This is a genomic window from Paenibacillus sp. JCM 10914, assembly GCF_001315105.1.
Lineage (GTDB): Bacteria > Bacillota > Bacilli > Paenibacillales > Paenibacillaceae > Paenibacillus_AQ.
Genome location: NZ_BAZR01000026.1, coordinates 1 through 19,411 on the forward strand (window position 1 = coordinate 1; position 19,411 = coordinate 19,411).

The 19,411-nt window shown below is 41.9% G+C and carries 12 protein-coding genes and 2 pseudogenes; all 14 read right to left on the reverse strand.

What is annotated here, in order from left to right:
- Window positions 1-656 (reverse strand): annotated as a pseudogene (locus JCM10914_RS21635) (MFS transporter); the annotation flags it as partial.
- Between the two features lie 434 nt (window positions 657-1,090).
- A complete protein-coding gene (locus JCM10914_RS21640; protein ID WP_023964671.1) occupies window positions 1,091-2,110 on the reverse strand; it encodes an LCP family protein in 1,020 nt (339 codons plus the stop codon).
- 20 nt (window positions 2,111-2,130) lie between these two features.
- A complete protein-coding gene (locus tag JCM10914_RS21645; protein WP_023964673.1) occupies window positions 2,131-3,282 on the reverse strand; it encodes an FtsW/RodA/SpoVE family cell cycle protein in 1,152 nt (383 codons plus the stop codon).
- A gap of 10 nt (window positions 3,283-3,292) precedes the next feature.
- Window positions 3,293-4,368: pseudogene (ftsW, locus tag JCM10914_RS21650) on the reverse strand (putative lipid II flippase FtsW).
- A 94-nt stretch (window positions 4,369-4,462) separates the two neighbouring features.
- Complete coding sequence (locus JCM10914_RS21655) at window positions 4,463-4,996, reverse strand: hypothetical protein (RefSeq protein ID WP_036719480.1); 534 nt, start codon at window positions 4,994-4,996, stop codon at window positions 4,463-4,465.
- A gap of 87 nt (window positions 4,997-5,083) precedes the next feature.
- Entirely contained in the window at window positions 5,084-6,463 is a 1,380-nt protein-coding gene (locus tag JCM10914_RS21660) for a cell wall metabolism sensor histidine kinase WalK (protein WP_023964678.1), read from the reverse strand.
- A 4-nt stretch (window positions 6,464-6,467) separates the two neighbouring features.
- Window positions 6,468-7,172, reverse strand: a complete 705-nt coding sequence (locus JCM10914_RS21665; RefSeq protein WP_023964679.1) for a response regulator transcription factor — start codon at window positions 7,170-7,172, stop codon at window positions 6,468-6,470.
- 876 nt (window positions 7,173-8,048) lie between these two features.
- Window positions 8,049-8,867, reverse strand: coding sequence for a glycosyltransferase (locus JCM10914_RS21675; RefSeq protein ID WP_052019892.1), 819 nt, complete (start codon window positions 8,865-8,867; stop codon window positions 8,049-8,051).
- Window positions 8,868-9,000: 133 nt separating this feature from the next.
- Window positions 9,001-10,458 (reverse strand): ABC transporter permease, encoded by a 1,458-nt coding sequence (locus JCM10914_RS30815; protein ID WP_023964686.1) that lies wholly within the window; start codon window positions 10,456-10,458, stop codon window positions 9,001-9,003.
- A 76-nt stretch (window positions 10,459-10,534) separates the two neighbouring features.
- Complete coding sequence (locus tag JCM10914_RS30820) at window positions 10,535-11,377, reverse strand: ABC transporter ATP-binding protein (protein ID WP_023964688.1); 843 nt, start codon at window positions 11,375-11,377, stop codon at window positions 10,535-10,537.
- A gap of 104 nt (window positions 11,378-11,481) precedes the next feature.
- Window positions 11,482-12,171: a response regulator transcription factor gene (locus JCM10914_RS21685; RefSeq protein ID WP_023964690.1), complete on the reverse strand. Its 690-nt coding sequence runs from the start codon at window positions 12,169-12,171 to the stop codon at window positions 11,482-11,484.
- Window positions 12,172-12,227: 56 nt separating this feature from the next.
- Window positions 12,228-13,607 carry an ATP-binding protein gene (locus JCM10914_RS21690; protein WP_023964691.1) on the reverse strand — a complete coding sequence of 460 codons (1,380 nt, stop codon included), beginning with the start codon at window positions 13,605-13,607 and terminating at the stop codon, window positions 12,228-12,230.
- A gap of 1,797 nt (window positions 13,608-15,404) precedes the next feature.
- Window positions 15,405-17,492 (reverse strand): methyl-accepting chemotaxis protein, encoded by a 2,088-nt coding sequence (locus JCM10914_RS21695; RefSeq protein ID WP_370570272.1) that lies wholly within the window; start codon window positions 17,490-17,492, stop codon window positions 15,405-15,407.
- Window positions 17,493-17,629: 137 nt separating this feature from the next.
- Window positions 17,630-19,312, reverse strand: coding sequence for a gamma-glutamyltransferase (ggt, locus tag JCM10914_RS21700; RefSeq protein ID WP_370570273.1), 1,683 nt, complete (start codon window positions 19,310-19,312; stop codon window positions 17,630-17,632).
- Window positions 19,313-19,411: the final 99 nt, after the last annotated feature.

Below are 19,411 nucleotides of genomic sequence, written 5' to 3' on the forward strand. Positions count from 1 at the left end.
TTTTTGAAATTCACTACTGGCATGGTAGCTCGTCGTTTGCTCGTCGGCCGCCTTTTGGTGCAGCGGAATTTGAGAAAGAAAAACAAGGTGGAGATTGCGAGTGCAGCAGTAATGACATCAATAAATAAGATTATTTCGATCGTCGCCATCGTGAGCAGCGTCGCGCTAACTATAGGCGCAACAAACGTCATGAGTGCCTGCAGGCTTCCGTTAATACCGTTAACCTTCGTCAACTTGTCTTGCGGGACAATTTGCGGCAAAACGGCTCCGACCGCTGGCGTCTGAATACCTGCTCCGAGGGCGCGTACGGCAGCGATGACGAAGAGCAGCCATATCGCATCGTAGCCGAGCAAAAACGTAATGGCCAGAATAAGCGTAACGACCGCGATCATGGCATCCGCTATCATAATAAGCGATTTACGGTTGAACCGGTCCGCCCAGACGCCCGCAAACGGTGATAACAGAAACGTCGGAATGAATCCACAAATGATATACAACGTCATCATGATCCCCGACTGCGTAGTCAGCGTGATATACCACATAATGGCATATTGTACCAGTGCGGAACCAAACAGCGAGAGCGTCTGGCTGCTTAAAAACAGAATAATGTTTCTTTTCCAATGCTTCTGCTTGTATTCTTCCGTTTGTGTCTTCATTTTCAAACCCTTTCTTTTTTGATTTTTCTTCAGCACTGGAACTGTAAATAGCTGAGTGATCAAAGCATCGAATCGTATTGGAGTCTTCCCCCATCTCGAATACTCTAACTGTATCAAAGAATTAAGTCGGTTATTTCTTATAAATTGCTCTTGTAGCGCCTTCTAACCACCAGACATTAGATACTCATCTAATCAGCCAAGTAATCCAGTTCTTGTCATTGAGTTACGATAAGAACTTATATACTTAAAACAAAAAAAGTCGCATATTATGCGACTTTTAAAGTATTCATGTTCTTGTCTCTCATTCACTAAATAAATACCTTTTTTATCGAAAAAAATATAATTTGATAGAGCACACAGCCGGCCCCTGGAGCCATTCCCAAGGTCATGTAGGGATTGCTCCATTTTTTATGTAAGATAGGGATCTTAACTAATCATCTGTCCTCTATCTTCCCAATCGCTTCTAAGTTAGACGGACTTTCTGAACGAACACCTGCCTCATCACGAAGAGCTGCGAGACTCTGCTGCAAATCGTTTATATCCACATAAACATATGGGCTTTCCCAACGTGCTTCCAATTGTAATGAGCGAATATGCTCCGGTTTGATTTTGGGGAAGTTAAACACCCATTGTTGCAGATCTGATTGACGAATATCTGACTCCACATTTTCACCGATAATGTCCAGAATTTTGCCCCATTGGGAAACTCCTTGGAAGGCCCCCAACTTCTCGACCATTTGTTTGATCACTTGCTGCTGTCGATCATTACGTGCAAAATCAGAGGACTCCAGGGTTCCTTGATTCGATTTGCGATAACGCACAAAATCAAGTACTTGCTGACCATTAAGAAGTTGCTGGCCTTTTTTCAAATCAATATGAGTCCCGTCCGCGTAATCGTTATACTTCATGTCCATGTCGACATCAATGTCTAATCCCCCAAGCGCATCGACCGTCTGCCGAATCGCATCAAAATTTACCACAACCATATGATCGATTGGAAGATCTAGCAAATCCCCGAAAAAATGCTTGGTTTGGGAAATAGCATTTGACTTATCTTTTATATAGTAATAAGCATAATAATAATTGGCTTTACGGGAAGGCAATGATTCAGGTTTTAGTAATAAATCACGTGGTAGCGACAAGAGGCTGGCAGAAAGGGTTTGCGGATTATAGCTGACGAGCATAAGAACATCCGTATTTATAACCCCACCCCCACCTTCCCGACTATCTATACCTGCGACAAGAAATATCATAGGTTGGATGGATACTTTCTTCTCACTGATCGTCTCCGTGCTCTGATGGTCTTCTGGTGCTGCGATGCGTTGAATGGCTGATTCTGCCTTATAATATATATACCCCACATAAATTCCTACTCCAATGATGAGAGTCATTATGACCAGGCATATGCTTATCAACACTTTACGAATTGCTTTTCTCTTCCATTTCACAGACATGATTTCCTCCACTCAATTCTTCATAACCTGCTATCTGATTCTTCGTTCATTCTGACTTCAATCTCATCTTTATGAACTTTGACACTTAACACCAAACCCATCGCCATCATATTGCTAAGCAGTGAACTGCCACCGTAACTTATGAACGGTAAGGAAATACCCGTCAGGGGCAACAAACCGATATGCATTCCAATGTTAACGGAAATTTGAAAGACTAACGTTGCAATAAACCCAATAACAAGATACGATCCTGCAAGTTCCCTGCTTTCCATGGCGATATGAACCATTCGATATATAAGTAGTAAAAACAGCAGTAATAGCACCGAAGAGCCTAAAAAACCATAATTCTCGCCGATAGCCACATAGATCGAATCAGAATACGCATAAGGAATAAAACCTTTACGTAAGTAAACACCCTCACTTCCAGTCAAACCTCCCGAGCCAATCGCCTTCATCGCGTTTTTAACATGCCATGATTTATCAGGATCGCTGGTGGGGTCTAAGAAAGCCTGAATTCTGGATATCTGATGCGGCTCTACAATCTTCGATAACAATTCAAAGTTGGCATAGTACAGCCATAGTATTGTGCCGATCATGACCGCCATCGTGATGACGAACAGTATCATATATAAAGCACGAATGTTGCCAATCCACAGCATACTTAGTAAAATGCCCACAAAAACGAGAGAAGTGCCTAAATCAGGCTGCTTCATAATAAAAATGAAAGGAACTAAAAAAATGCCGCAAACCGGTATTACATCTTGAAAAAAACGGAGCTTCTTCCCCTCTCTCTTCCCCAATACATGAGCAATCAGAAGAACTGTAGCTACCTTAGCCAGCTCCGAAGGCTGAAGCTGAAAGGGCCCCATGCTTATCCATCGAGCCGCACCATTAATATTTTCTCCGAACAGCTTGACTAGAAGTAGCATCCCGACGCTGATTCCATATAAAACATAGGACAGCTTACCAAGTAGAACACGGTAATCTATCACGGTGAGAAAGAGCATCGGAATGCAAAACGCCGCAAATAGATATAGATTACTAATGTGAAGACCTGCCAACTGTGTATCCGAAGTGGCTTTATAAATAGCTAGGGTCCCAATGGCAACCAGACATACGATAAGGAGAAGCGTGAATTTATCCAGTTTTGCAAATTTCCTGGTGATCAACATATGACAACCTCTATTTTGTTGAATTTCTGTAGTTTTCTTTACGTCTTCTATCGTTGTCTCTCGAAATACTAAGGAGAATGCCTGTACTCGCTAAACACAAAATGAGCGAAGATCCTCCATAGCTGATAAAAGGCAGTGGTACTCCTGTGATGGGCAGACTGCCGATAACAGCGCCAATATTAAACATAAATTGGATAAACATCATCATTACGATCCCCATCCCCAGCATGAGACCGAATGGATCATGACTCCTGATTGCTGCAACAAAACCTCGCCAGATAAAAAGAAAAAATACGATGATGAGCAGCGATGTGCCAATAAACCTAATTCCTCGCCAATCACAGCAAAGATAAAATCGGTATGTGCTTCCGGTAAATAAAAGAGCTTCTGCACGCTGTGACCGATTCCAGTCCCATTAAGACCTCCATGCCCTAACGCATACAGCGACTGAATAAGTTGATAGCCCGAATCTTCCGGATCATCAAATGGATTTAAAAAAGAGGTGATCCGCTGGAGACGATAACTCTTACTCATGGCTAGGTAAATAAAAATAGGGACGAGCCCCAAGAACAAAATGAAAAGATGACGGAGATCAACACCGCCGACAAATAGAATCGTAACTGCAATAAAAAACATGATGAGCACCGTGCCGAAATCGGGCTGTTTCATGACGAGCAGCAAAATGATGCCGATCATCACTAAAATGGGAAATAAGCCTCTACGGAAATTGCGAATTCGATCCCCTTTTCTACTAATGATTGCTGATAAATATACGATGATAGATAGCTTGGCGAACTCAGCCGGCTGAATACTAAAGCCGCTTAGAACGAACCATCTTTTCGCGCCATTGATGTTCGCTCCCCCTATGAGTACGAGGATAAGAGCCAGCAAAGAGAAGAACAGCAAGGCTGGTGAAGCTTTCTTCCACCGAGAAAAAGGGATCCCCATAATAATGAACATCACAAATAATCCGATAAGCGCAAATACACCTTGTCTCAAGACGTAGTGCCACGGACGATCATATTTTAATATGGCAACCGGATAGCTTGCACTAAACACCATCATCAGACCAAATCCAACAAGCATTACCGTCAAAAATAGCAGTAAAAAATCAGGGCGTCCTCTTATGTTACTGTTCAATCATAGAACACCTCCATTAATCAACGACCCTGGCGAATCATTACTCAAGATCCAAATTACCGTCATATACCTTATTAGATAATAACTTTAACTGATCTTCACTGAACCTGTAGATATCCAGGCCGTTTCCTGCGTCACCCAATGACCAGCCCAGCACGAGCTCGTTAATACCGTCATGATTAACGTCTAATATTCCGACATATTCCAGACCGTAACCAAAACCATAGACTTCCGAGATCTTTTGCCAAGCCTCATTGTGCTGCCTAAACAGTGCAGCTTTCAGTGTATTGCCTGTGCCTTTATTGTCTTCATATACAACGACAGCTTCATCGATACCGTCTCCGTCTAAATCACCGAATGAAATATCATGCCCTCCTGCTCCCTGCAAAGGCGCTAACAATTGAGCTTTATCAGGCAATAGTTTGATCAACTCTTGGCTGGTTTCGTTTCGCTGCATGCTTGCTTCTGACAAAGGAGGTTTTATCGTATCTAGTGGTGTCGCTGGAACCCCACATCCTGCGAGCAACCATAGCGTAATCAATATCGCACCCATTCTAATCATCTTGACCGACATTGAGATCATCGACTCCTCGCTTATCAGCTTATTAGTATTCTATCTGTTGTAGATAATAAAGTGGTTATGAAATAGTTAAATTTCCAATTATACCGGCAGATCGATCTGGACAATCGTTCCCTTGCCAACTTCACTGGTTATCCGTAATACTCCATGATGCAGCTTAACGATCTGATCCGATATGGATAGACCCAAACCACTGCCAGAAGCATATTGATTTCCTTTGTAGAATTTTTGCATCACATTCCCTAAATCCTCTTCTGGAATTCCTGAGCCAGTATCCTCAATGGCAATCACGACTTTTCTCGGGGCCGTATAAGCATGGACAAAGATTCGCCCTGAGGGGGCTGTAAATTTAATGGAATTATCAATGAGGTTAATCAGAACTTGCTTCAATCGGTTCTCGTCTGCTTGAATAGTAGGAAGGGGCTCATCTACTTGCAGTTCGAGTGAGATCCCTTGGCGAGCAGCTCTTGGGGCGAGTTGTCTGATCGTATAATCCAGCAATCTTGATAACTGAACAGGTGCTAAGTGGATGGCCATTCTTCCATTATCCAATTTAGAGAAATCTAATAGTTCATCCACCATTCGAGTTAACCGGTCACTTTCTGATTCAATAATATCAAGTCCATCATGAAGCAGGGGCCTGTTGTCTGTCCCATTCGATTTCAAAGTGATGATCCAGCCTTTAATCGATGTTAACGGCGTACGCAGTTCATGCGACACAGATGAAATAAAATCATTCTTAAGCTGTTCGCTCTTCGCTATTCTACTTGCCATCATATTTAACGTATCGGCCAAGGTACCCAGTTCATCTCGATAGCGCTTCTGCACTCTTATGCTAAAATCTCCTTCTGTCATCTGATCTGCTGCCAGTTTAAGGTCTTTAATGGATCTCGTAATGGTCCAAGATATTACAAGTCCAAGGATCGTAACTATCACAATCACCAGTATTCCGACACTAATCAGTAAGACTGCAATTTGATTAACCGTATTTATTGTTTCAGTTAAGGACGTGATAAACCTGACTTCCCCTACGATGATATCCTTCGCTTGCAGGGGATAAGATACCGCTAATATGGCTTCTTGGGTCGAAGGGTCCTTCCCTTTCCAGGTGGCCGGCTGCCCATGAATGGCTGATTGCACACCTATATACTTAGACATTGAATCGTCGCCTGATCCGGTAGAGTCCTGTAATAGTCGACCCGATGGATTAATAATCTGCACTTGCGCATCGGAATTGTTAGCGAAACCTTTCAATAATCGATCCGATTGTTTCTCCAGATCCTCATCCGAAAAATATTGTTGAAAAAAAGAAGCGGATAGCTCCGCCTGATTCATCAGAATTCGCTCTACATTGTGGAAATAATAATACCTCACGGAAACGATGAGAAAAATCTCAAGTATGAGCACGGTGAGGCATATGACCACAAAATAGCTCCCTACTAATCTTTTCTGAATGCCCATGTTTTCAATCTTCCTTCCTGAAGCGATATCCGAGCCCCCATACCGTCTCGATCCAATGAGGTTTGGAACCATCATCTTCAATCTTCTCTCTTAGCTTTCGCACATGAACATCTACGGTTTTCGGATCACCGATATAATCCTCTCCCCATATGAGATTCATTAATTCATTTCTGGATAGGGCTGTATTAGGATGTTCGAGGAAAGTTCTGATCATTTGGAATTCCTTCGGTGTTAATTCAATAAAGGTGTCGTGTTTGTACACCTTATTCGAATTGAGGTCCATGCGAATAGGACCGGATTGAAGTACGGGCCTTTGCGGTAGTATAGGCGCCTCTGTACGGCGTAGTATGGCTTTAATTCGTGCTACAAGCTCTAGTGGATTAAATGGTTTGACAATATAATCGTCGCCCCCGATTTCAAGTCCTTTGATTTTGTCCAGATCTTGTCCACGTGCAGTTAAGAAGACGATGATGACCGCAGGGTTCATTTCCCTTAGCTTCCGGCAGATATCAAATCCGTTCCCATCCGGCAGCATAATGTCCAAAACAATAACGTCGGGACGATTCGCTATGAAGCTCTGTACGGCTTCAGCTCCACATGCAGCCTCACTTACCACAAATCCGTTATTCGCTAAATTAATGGATATAAAACGTCTAATATTGTCCTCATCTTCAACAATGAGTACATGATTTCGATTTAAAGTCTTCACGATGTCCACTCCTATAAAACTGGATTACTATCAAGAAAATGCAATAAAAAAGATCATCCTGTAAAGAGTATGTGCTTGTCGGATAAATAAAGACTGTCATTGGTAGTATATCAGTTTACTAGCCGTAAAGCCGCTCGCCGACCAAGAGAGGTGGAACAATCCTGACTGAACCATATCATCCTATCTCAGATTCCTGCCCTCTCTATAGAAGATCCGGCCATCACCACGCCGGAAACCGGACAAGAGTATCCCGTGGACGGTTTGGAGATATGATCGTGGGCGGTACCGGCTAGGATGTGGATCCTCTGGAAAGCGTGATTGGCACAGATCTTCCTGTGACGCCGGAGGTCGTCACGGTCCCCGTTGCAGAGGAGGAGCATGTGGAGTAAAAAGTTGTCACCGTACCGATCTGCTAGTCAAATGACAAAAAAGAATGGAGCCATCCCCAAATGTGGTCTCGGGATGGCTCCATGCTAATCCTCTCTTACGCGATATACAAAAAATTACCACATAAGAAACCGATGATGTATACACCGTCGATCTTTGGTTTTATTGCAAGTCTCCTATTATTCGTTTTAAGCTTAATCATTAAATGTGAAGTATGGGGTTAGGGGTCATCAGCATAGGAACAGGATTAGCCAGCCTACTTGCCCTCATAGGGGCAGCTGTTTTGGATTACTTTTCTAAAGAAAGCAAGGGACGATAAATCGTCCCTTGCATCTATGCCATCATTGGGCAAGATTTTGTTGAACACATTAAAGGCACAGCTCTTGGCTGCTCCTATATGTTTGAGGACTACAGGAAAGCAAGTGATTACTTCACTAAAACTCTGAATTATACGGTCGAGTATGAACGTGCTTTTCACTGATAAGACTGCTACTCCTCTCGCATTTGTCGTTGCCGACGATTCTTATTGTCATTAAACATTGCCCCTATTAAAAGGAAAATAACAGCCCCGACACCACCAGTTATTCTATAGTAATGAAAAGAAATCCAACGGTCTCTGATGACCTCCCAATCATTGGGCAATGTGGAGGGCGTCCATTCTACGATTTTTGTTACGATAGGGACTTCAATAGTCACAGTTACAACCAAAGATAGTATGGATAGCATTAAACCAATTAGGCTCATATAGAATATGAACTTGCTTCTTCTAAATGAGAACAAAAGAACAGGAAAAATGGCGAGGATTTGTATAGGGATTAGAGTGGTCATAAGAGGTGCCATATTTCCATTTAATGTCTCAGTTATTTTAATCAGATCTCTAGGTTCAAAAACAGCCATAGATTTTGTAAATGCTAGATATGGAGCAAAATACATGCCTGCTGAGAAGACTGCAAGAATAATACTAATAAGTAAGAAAATTTTTAGTTTCACTACATTTTCTCCTCTCATTTTTAACCTAGACGCTCCTGCAATATTCGTGTGATAGGACGCCAACAAGGGAATACAGCAGGGATTCACGACATATACGATATCAGGCGCGCTTTCCTTCAGCAGCAGCCCGACCTTTCGGCTAGGCAAGGCAAATCTTTTGGTGTGGTAAAAAGGGAGCGTTCTTTCCGGCAATCCTCGAATGTTTGCAGCGTCAAAATGCGCTACCCCCAAGTCGGGCGCAATAATAGTCACCTCATGGCCGTCCTCCAGATAATGCCGGATGGAAGCCGTCAACCTGGTCACAATAGCAATTTTCATTTCACCACTTCGTCAATTGATGCGATATCCAGCGCCCCACTCGGTATCGATACATTGCGGGTTACTGCTAGTCGGTTCTATCGTTTTAAACATCTCTGTACCATCCCAGAATTTGTTGATTTTTAAATCTTTCTTATTCGGATCTTAACGCCAGGACAGGATCCTTTTTAGTAGCCATTCTGGCAGGAATCAAGCCAGCAATTAAAGTCAGAAGCATGCTTCCCAATATTAGTACAGTGGAATGAGTGCCGGTCAATTTTGCAAGCCCGTCAATATTAATAAGATTGGAAATAATGATGTTCATCACAAATACCAACGAGTACGAAATAATAATTCCGAGTGAGCCTGCCACAAATCCAACGATTAATGTTTCCGCATTGAAAACCCGTGATACATCCTTTTTTCTTGCCCCAATGCTTCTCAGAATGCCTATTTCCTTTGTTCGCTCAAGCACAGAAATATACGTAATGATTCCAATCATTATTGTAGACACTATGAGTGAAATCGCAGCAAATCCAATTAAAACATAAGAAACAGAATTTAAAAGTGTTTGAATGGTGGATCCTATCATATCAGATAGATCAGAGTAAACAACTTGGTCGGTCTCTCCCTTTTCTGAGTTATAATCATCCAAATATTGTTTGATTTCAGCTTTTCCCGTGAAGTCCTTGGGGTAAATACTAATAATTGAAGGAGATGTGTCTGCACCAAGGTTACGCATTCTCAGCTGCTTAACTTCTTTATTAGCGAAGGGAGAGTTTAGGATGACATCTCGATCTGAATTCTTCTGAGCCAGAGCAATTTCTGATGTTGCTGCATCTTCAACAATATAATCAGTTAATGCTGTTGTATAAACCAGACCTTCCGATAAATAACCACTTGCAGAAGTTAAACCTTCTTTCAAACGTAATGCCCCTGTAATTTCCAGCTGAATCACGTCAGAACTATCATACAATTGCGCATATGATTCAGCTGTAGCGGGCGCAAACAATCCATTTTCACTTTTGGTATAGAAGTTGTTATTTGGAACAATCGATAAAAATGATTTTCCAATAAAGTCACTAAGTTCATAATCCGCTTGGTTTGAAAAAATACCCAATTTTTCAAAAAACTCTTTATCTATCCGATTATATTTGTCTACTACAATCGCAATCTCATTTTTCGCTGTTGGATAACGGCTTCCTTCTCCAATTAAATCATATAGGGAAAGAATAAAATCATTGTCTTCTGGCAATTCTCCCCAGTAAATCGGCGCAGATCCAAAACCCTCATTTGAATTGTCCGCATTCGCCGAGGTTTCAAATTTAACTATGTCCTTCTCACCTTTTGCCAGCACATTCATTTCCACTTCCCTTCCATAGGAAACAGCATTTATGGCATCAGGAAGTGCCACTTGAATGTTTTTGATATAGTCGAAATATTCTGTTGTCAATACATTAGTATGTGTTGCTGTGTTGGCTAGGTTGGTAGCGGAATCGTATCGATAAAGAACATTCTCGCTGGGGTATTCCTTTTCTTCCTCCGTATTACTCCCAAATAGGCTCCCACCGCCCCCAGGCCCTCGATTTTGCACACCGTCCGATATGCTCACTGGAAAACCCACCAATGTATCCGACTGTAATTTCGTTATATAGTCAGAGAGTCCGGTTGACAATGCTAATACTAGGCTACACCGATAATTCCAATGCTCCCTGCAAAAGCGGTAATGACTGTCCTCCCTTTTTTGAGAGCAGATTTTTGAGGGAAAGTGACATTGCTGTAAATAAAGACATTGCTGTTTTGCCTAAGTTTAGCTTTGTTTCTTTCTGAATCTTTGGTAGCTTATCGTTTAAAATCGGATTGCTGTCCGACTGAACTTCGCCATCATGAAGATGGATAATTCTACTGCTGTATTCTTTTGCGAGATCGCCATTATGGGTGACCATTATGACTAATTTCGTCTTTGATATTTCTTTCAGGATCTCCATTACCTGAATACTCGTTTGACTGTCGAGTGCTCCAGTCGGTTCATCGGCAAGGATAATATCTGGATTGTTTACAAGAGCCCGTGCAATGGCAACGCGCTGCATCTGTCCGCCAGAGAGCTGGTTAGGCTTCATATTCAGCTTGTCTCCTAGACCAACCGCTACAAGGGCTTGTTTTGCTTTTTTTCTACGCTCCGATATTGAAACCCCTGATATCGTCATGGCAATTTCCACATTTTGCGCTATCGTTTGATGCGAAATCAAGTTGTAGTTTTGAAAAACAAAACCGATCGAGTGGTTTCGGTAAGCATCCCAATCATTATCACTAAAGTGTTTAGTCGACTTCCCGCCTAATGATAAATCTCCCTCACTATAACGATCTAACCCTCCAATAATGTTAAGGAACGTGGTCTTACCACAACCGGACGGGCCTAGGATAGAAACAAACTCACTTTCCCTAAATTCCAACGATACCCCTTTTAAGGCATGCACTACTTCCGCACTTTGATATGATTTTTTAATATCAGTTAATTTTAGTTTAGACATGATGGGTCTCCTCTTCTTTTGGATTTACCCAATCATATCAACCAATGTTAAAATCCCAAGGGGTTAAGAGTTTAAATAAAGTTAAACTAGACTTAAAAAATTCACTAGAGTTTGAATCGATATCCTACTCCCCATACAGTTTGAATATGTAAAGGATTCTGTGGTTCTTTCTCTATTTTTTCACGTAACCTATTGATGTGAACCGCCACAGTTTTCAGATCACCAAAAGCATCCATCCCCCAAATTCTTGTGTAAAGCTGCTCCTTGCTAAATACAACATCAGGATTCGAAATCAAAAGAAGAAGCATCTCGAATTCCTTATTTTTAAACTCTACCTCGTTCTCATGGATGTAAACACGATGAGTCATTTTATTCATCCTTATCGGGCCTACAATTACCTCTCTGGATCTGTCAGTACCTTTATTTTTCAAGCGCTCATATTGAGCCAAATTTGCTTTTACTCGTGCAAGGAGCTCCGACGGGGAAAAGGGTTTTGAAATGTAATCGTCCGCTCCCAACCCAAGTCCTCTTACTTTATCCGACAACTCAATCTTTGCTGTAACCATTAAAATCGGTATATCCATCTTTTCACGTATTGCACGGCAAATATCATACCCATTTATGCCCGGAAGCATTAGATCAAGAATAATGAGGTCAAAATCCTTCGATAATGCCAATTCTAGTCCTTTCGTTCCATCTGTTGCTATGGTCACTATTAATCCATCGATTTCCATGAAATCCCTTTCGATTTCAGCTATTGCCGGATCATCTTCTATTATCAGGATTCTCTTCATAAAGCATTTCACCTACTCCGAATATTTTGGAATGATTATTATAATTGCAAGACCATTTAAGGTTCATGCTCTGCATAAATATTTCCTCCCAACCCCTCGATAATTTTTTTCGATATCGCAAGACCCAACCCGCTGCCCAAATCCGATTTTCCACGCGACACATCACCACGATAGAAAACATCAAACATTTTTTCCAAGTCATCTTCGGACACACCAGGACCATTATCAACTAATTTTAGTTGAATATTATCCTCTTCTTCAGAGCAGATCATCCTCACCTTTGCTCTTTCCATAACTTTATACTTAAGACTGTTTTCGAGAATATTTTGAATCACATTACGAAACTGAACTACATCGATTTGCACAATTGCTTGCCGAATGTGATTTTCCAAGTGAATATCTAGCCCACGGGATTCATATTCGGCTGAAAAGACTCCCATCATCCTGCGAATTTCGTCCCCCACATTAATCCGCTCAAGATGAAATGGAAATTCACCGATATCCAGTTTAGAAAATGAAAACAACTGATTTATAAGGTGTTCAAGATTGGACGTTTTACTTTTTATAATCTCAAAATACTTACGTTGTTTTTCCGGTGTGGACGCCACACCTTTTTCAATCCCCTCCAAGTATGCATTAATCGATGTTAATGGCGTACGGAGATCATGAGAAATCCCTGCAATCAATTCCCTCCGATTGGTTTCATCTTTCTGCCGTTCATTTACCATGGTTGATAATCGCTGTGCCATATCGTTAAAATCCGAACATACACCAGCAAACTCATCCTGCTTTTTATAATTGATTCGATATTTCAGATTTCCGTCCCGAATTTGATGCACACCTTGAACTAATATATTTATTGGATCCATAATGCTTCGATATACAAACTTGGTTAATGCCCGATTTGTCACGAGCACCACAATGATGAGCACTACAACCATAAGCCAACCCAGATATAATCGTTTCTGATACTTATCTCGAATAAAAATCGTAAAACTGGGGTCAACTAATACAAGTGAATACTCCCCCCCTGTTTCAACCCGATATATTGCATGGCTTTCGGAAATCAGAATGAAATTTTGATCACTAGATACAAGCTCTTTGGTTGGAATGCCTTCATTCGTTGTCGGATACACTAATCTCGATCCAGAATATAAGGACAAAGAAACCCCGAATTTTTTTTGCCTTGAGTTAAACAAATCAATATCAGCCTCAATATCTTGGACTTTTTCCCTATATTTTAATTTCTCAACTAATTCATCAACATCATCCACTAGATCAAAGAATACATCGACATATTTTATAGAATTAGCTTCACGCATACCGGTTACCCCAGTGTAAATTAGCACAAAACTAATGATTGTCAGAAATATAAGTATAATAGGAAGAACAAGCATTAACATATTAGAAATAAACAATCGTCGCTTCACACTCACATTTATTAGTTCCTTTCATAATCATTGTTATATAGTGGTAGGGCAAATATACAAATAATAGGGGTTCATCGTGAAAGCTTACATAATCGGGGTCGCAGAACCTTAAGTCATTTCTTATCACATGGAAGATGGAATGGCTCCTACTTGAAACAAATCGTTCAACGGATCGCTTTTCAGCAGATCAAGAAGACCGCTCAGCAACACCACAGCCCGATATACGGTATGTGAAAAAACGAAGCCTTCGTCACAGGCTACGCACATGATTCAAGGTACTTCGTTCCAGCATTTCCATCTCAAGGGCCTGAAAACCACTATTGCTTACAGAAATCAATAACCGATCCGGAAATTTCTTTCCATTCTGGATCATTCATTAATAATTTGGTAGCGGCTCTTGCCGGAATTAAACCAGTTATCTATGTCAACAACATGCTATCTGCTATCAAGGCGGCTGAATGAATCATGGTCAATTGCGCAATACGGTATTCACAGCATCAGCAACGTTGCCTGAATGTTAGCGATGTTATCAAAATAGTCTGCTGTCAACACATTCGTATGCTCTATGAGACTCTCGGAACTGTCATATCTATCTTACCTTTTCTCAACGCTCAGTAACGCTGGCACCTATAACGTCAAGGCAATCTCTACATTTTGCAAGATTGTCTGGTGGGAAATCTATTTCGTATTATTACCTCAGCATTGTGCAAATATACCAGCTACATTGAAGGGGTTACCTCTCTAATCCATAGTACATATACAGGACTATTTCGCTTGAAGAACTGCACCTTCTTATTCAAAATTGGTGGCAATGAGTTAACTGTCTTAATGAAAAATACCTTCGAAATATCATAGCAAGAATTGTTAAACTAAGTGGGCGTGAAAGTTAAACTAAAGGTAAATAAATTACTTTATAGAAATTAGCCTTGATAATGAGGTTCAGTGAATAAACCAAGAAATTGGTCTCGAGATCGTCTGGAGAAATTCTTGTGAACGCACAGAGAGCGAAACACTATGCACTGAAGTTCAAGATCGCCCATTGGAAAGCTTGTCTCCATGGTATTTGCAGCAATTATGGCCAACGATCGCCAGCTAAACGTTCTAGAACTCATTATCACGACCATCCCTCGAATTAATAGGGGAAAGTGACGAGGATCTTATCTTGGATGGTCAGGGTTCTTATCGATTGATTATAAAAGGAAATCTAATTCTTCTATGGAGAGTTCCCGTATGTAACCCATAATCAAAACACTCCTTATTGAAGAAGGTACATGTTCTTGTTGTGTGTCAATGATGTTTTGTTAGACGAAGCACATGCTTTAAACGCCTCAACCTCCACTTTACTTCTTCAGAATCAGCAATGGATTCCATTCAAACGTGTATGCCAATGCAATCCCTCCATTTAATTAAGTCCAACTGATTGACTCCATCACCGCCTCGAGATCCTCAGTACCAGGCGAATAAATCATCGTCATTTCGATATTCGTCGTCCCGTTCTCTTTATAGTGCCCCATCAGCATCGCCACTCTTTTGATGACACAAATTATTCTACATAAAAATAAAAAAGCCTGATAAATCAAGCTTTATAGCAAATCATATATATAGACACTTTCAAAAGTATGAATTTCCAGGGGTTACTAAATATTGGACATTTCGATTCCACGCCATTAAAGCTTAACAGGATAGGTGGATTAAAACATTGGTCTATCCGGTCATAATAATGAATAATCCCGAAAAAGTCAGCTTGACCCTACTATTTTCAATACTCCCCACACGAAAAAAGGGGCTTATCGCCCCTAGCTTTTACACTTTAAATTGACGCAAGTAAGATTGTAAATCCTCTGCCATCTGTGCCAATGATGTTGCCGAAGCACTGACCTGCTCCATTGCCGCCAATTGCTCCTCCGTTGCAGCCGATACATTTTGCGTACCCTCTGCTGAACGTCCTGCTATTTCGGTAATCACATTGACCTGATCAACAGCGTGTTCCGTGTTGCTGTTCATCTGGATGGAATAAGTCGTTACCTCTTGAATTTGTGCAGCTACTTGTTGAACAGACTCTAGTATATCAGTAAACGCTGCGCCTGCTTGGTTCACGACATCCATTCCAATCTCAACTTCACGTGTGCCTTCTTCTATTGAATCAATCGCAATCTCGGTCTCGCTCTGAATGGAAGCGAGCAGTTCAGCGATCTGATTCGTTGATTGGGCCGATTGCTCAGATAACTTGCGCACCTCGCCCGCTACGACTGCGAAGCCGCGTCCATGCTCACCGGCACGCGCCGCCTCAATCGCAGCATTAAGCGCCAACAAGTTCGTTTGAGCCGCGATACCAGAGATGACCTGAACGATATTGTCGATGGCAGCCGAGCGCTGTCCGAGCTGATTCACGGTACCGTTTATCGTATTAACCGTATTTTGTATCGATTGCATTTGCTGCATGACCGATTGTAGTCTACGGTTACCCATTTCAGCACTTTCCGAAGCGTTCAAAGCAGAAAGCGCAACACTCTGGGCATTGTTTGAAATTTGTTGTACACCTTCGGCAACTTGATGGATTGAACGTACACTTTCCTTCACGTTATGTACCTGCTGCTCAGAACCAGTTGCTACTTCTTGAATCGATACTGCAATATGTTCTGTCGCCTTGCTCGTATGCTCGGCGTTAGCAGACAGTTCCTCTGCAGATATCGCTACATTTTCAGATGTACGACTAACTTGTTGAATGAACTGACGCAGCGTACGAATCATCGTGTTTACAGCACCAGTCAGCTTGCCGACCTCATCACTCGACTTCACGGCTAATTCCACTTGATTCAGATCACCGTTAGATACACGTTCCGCCGCTTCCGCAACCGCAACGATCGGACGCGTAATCTGCTGCGCGATAAAGTAAGCCAGAAGGATGACAACTAAACAGACCGCGACTACGATAATGAACACCGTCCATTTAATAGAAGAAACGGCTGCTGTAATCGAATCTTCTGGAATGTGCATATAAATGTCATATCCTGCGGTAGGGACTGAAGCATAGGCAACCATGTATTTTTCCCCATCATCCGAGTAGTCAAAAGACGTTGCTTCTGACTTTTCTTGACCCAAAATTTGAACTAATCCAGACGTCAAATTCGCTTCTTCCGCCGTCTTTCCGATTAATTCTTTATCCTTGTGGAGTTGAATCATCCCTTGATTGTCTACGACGATCGGATACCCCACCCCATTATCAATGTACAAGCTATCAAAAATCTCATTCGTGAATTCTTCGAAATTGACAAGTCCCGTTAAGGCCCCCGTCACTTTTCCATTCGCCTGCTTTACAGGTACGGCTACAATGATCGAGCGTTGACCTGTTGTCATTGCTAAAATAACTTCTGTAAATGTTTCTTTTCCTTCCATTGCGTTTTGAAAGAAAGGACGCATGCCTAAGTCAATGCCTACACTCCCTTCAAATGTGTCTGCTTTCACAATGCCATCCATACCGATAAATGTGTTACCGTCATAGTGCGGGGTGTTCTCTTTTAAACTTTGGATAAATGTCATTTTATTCGTATTATCATCTGTACGGATATCAGAAGTACTAGCGAGAATCCGCATTTCACTCATACGTTCTTTCAAAAACTGATCCATCATTTCAGCTCTGCTTTTCACCAGCGAAACATAGGCATCACTTTGTCTCTCAATCAAATTAGAGGATGCTGTACTATATACGAATATTGAGGTGAGGATAAGGGGAATAAGGGAAACAAGTAGAAACCAAGCTATTAGTCGATTATTTAGCTTACCCTTAAACACCTTGCCCACTATAGCAACTGCGGATGCATCCTTCTCTTTTGGTTTTGCCTGTTTTTTCATTACCTCAGTACCTCCGTTTAGTAAACACATAAATGTCATTTAATCGTTAATAGCTATATTTCCTTGTCGCGTCAGACGAATTTGAGCATGTTGAAGAGGTCGTCAAGGCAATCTACTAACTGCCTTTCTTGACAACCTCTTCATTCTTACATTGAATTAATTATGCCTTAAAATGATTAATAGCCTATAGCCGCGCCTTCACCGCGCGGGTCAGCGCCAGCAAACCTAACATTTGTAATTGGATCTATCACAACCATACCGGATTGACCGACTTGGTCTGTGTAGTCGTCAATCTTTTGCACAGGATGGCCGCGACGAATCAATTCATTCATGACGGATTGAGGAATCCGGCCTTCCATTCTTAATCCGTTAGCAGTCTCTCCCCAGTTACGGCCATGCAACCATCTTGGAGCTTCTATTGCATCTTGAACCGTCATGCCAAAATCAACGAAACGTGTAACCAACGCTGCTTGTGTTTGAGGTTGTCCCTCGCCGCCTTGTGTACCATATAACATATACGGCTTACCGTCTTTCATCAACATTGCAGGATTGAGCGTATGGAACGTACGCTTCTTAGGCTCTAAGTGGTTAATGTTAGTTTTATCTAAGGAGAAGAAGCTACCACGGTTTTGCAATAGAACGCCTGTGTCTTTCGCAACTACACCTGCACCCCAGTCAAAGTAATGACTTTGAATGACGGATACAGCGTTGCCATCTTTATCAACGATTCCGAGCCATACGGTGTCACCTTTAGGGTCAAGCGGTTTTACTTCTGTAGCAGCTTTGTTCATATCAATGCGTGCCGCTAACTTTTGGCCATGCTCTTTTGACAACAACTCATCCACTGGTATTTTAACGAAGTCTGGATCAGTCAGCCATTTGTCACGATCAGCAAATGCTTGCTTTGTAGCTTCAACCATAACATGGTAGTAGTCAGCTGTGCCCTCACCCATTTGCTTCAAGTCAAAGTTGTTCAAAATGTTCAAGATAGACAAGGAAGCCATGCCTTGAGAATTCGGCGGAACGTTGTAAGCTTGGTAGCCACGATAGTCGACAGAGATTGGTTTAACCCAATCCGCTTTGTGATTAATAAAATCTCGATGAGTCAAGGAGCCACCATTAGCTTGAATGTCGGCAGCAATCTTTTTACCCGTTTCACCTTCGTAAAACTCACTAGCGCCGTTTATGGCAATACCTTTCAACGTCTTTGCCAAATCTTTTTGCACCATCATTTCACCTGTTTTGAAAGGCGTGCCGTCCTTCTTCAAGAAAATTTCACGGAACGTTTCAAACCGTCCCAAATCTTTTAACTCTTGATCCGTTGGATCGATAGCCGTGTTTGTCCATCTTTCTTGGTTAGGAGTTACAGGGTAGCCTTTCTCCGCATACTGAATTGCGCGTCTCAACAAATCGTACCAGTCCATAGACGATTTCATCGTTTCTTCAGCATATTGGTAAGCTTCGCCCCAACCTGATACCGTCCCTGGAACGGTGTTAGCTGCCAAGTAACCGCGGGAAGGGATTTTATCAAAGCCCTTATCTTTATAAAAGTCAATGGTTGTCTTCTCACCGGAACGTCCGCTTGCATTCAACGCTTTAATCTCTTTTGTCTCCGCGTTGTAGATAAGCCAGAATGCATCCCCGCCTATACCTGTGTATTGCGGATATACGACCGCGAGTGTCGCTTGTGCAGCAATCGCTGCATCAACGGCATTACCACCATCCTGAAGCACCTCTAGCGCTGCAGCGGAAGCTAAATAATGAGGTGTTGTAACAATACCGTTTGGCGCCATCGTCGTAGGACGATTAGCTGCGCTAGCAGATGATCCAAAAATTGAAAAGAACATGACTGTTGTCATCAACAAAACGGACCATTTTTTCATTTTTTTCAATTGAGTGTGCATATTTCTCCTCCTTAATAAGTATTCGTGATGTTATTGCATTGCAGAACTAACCAA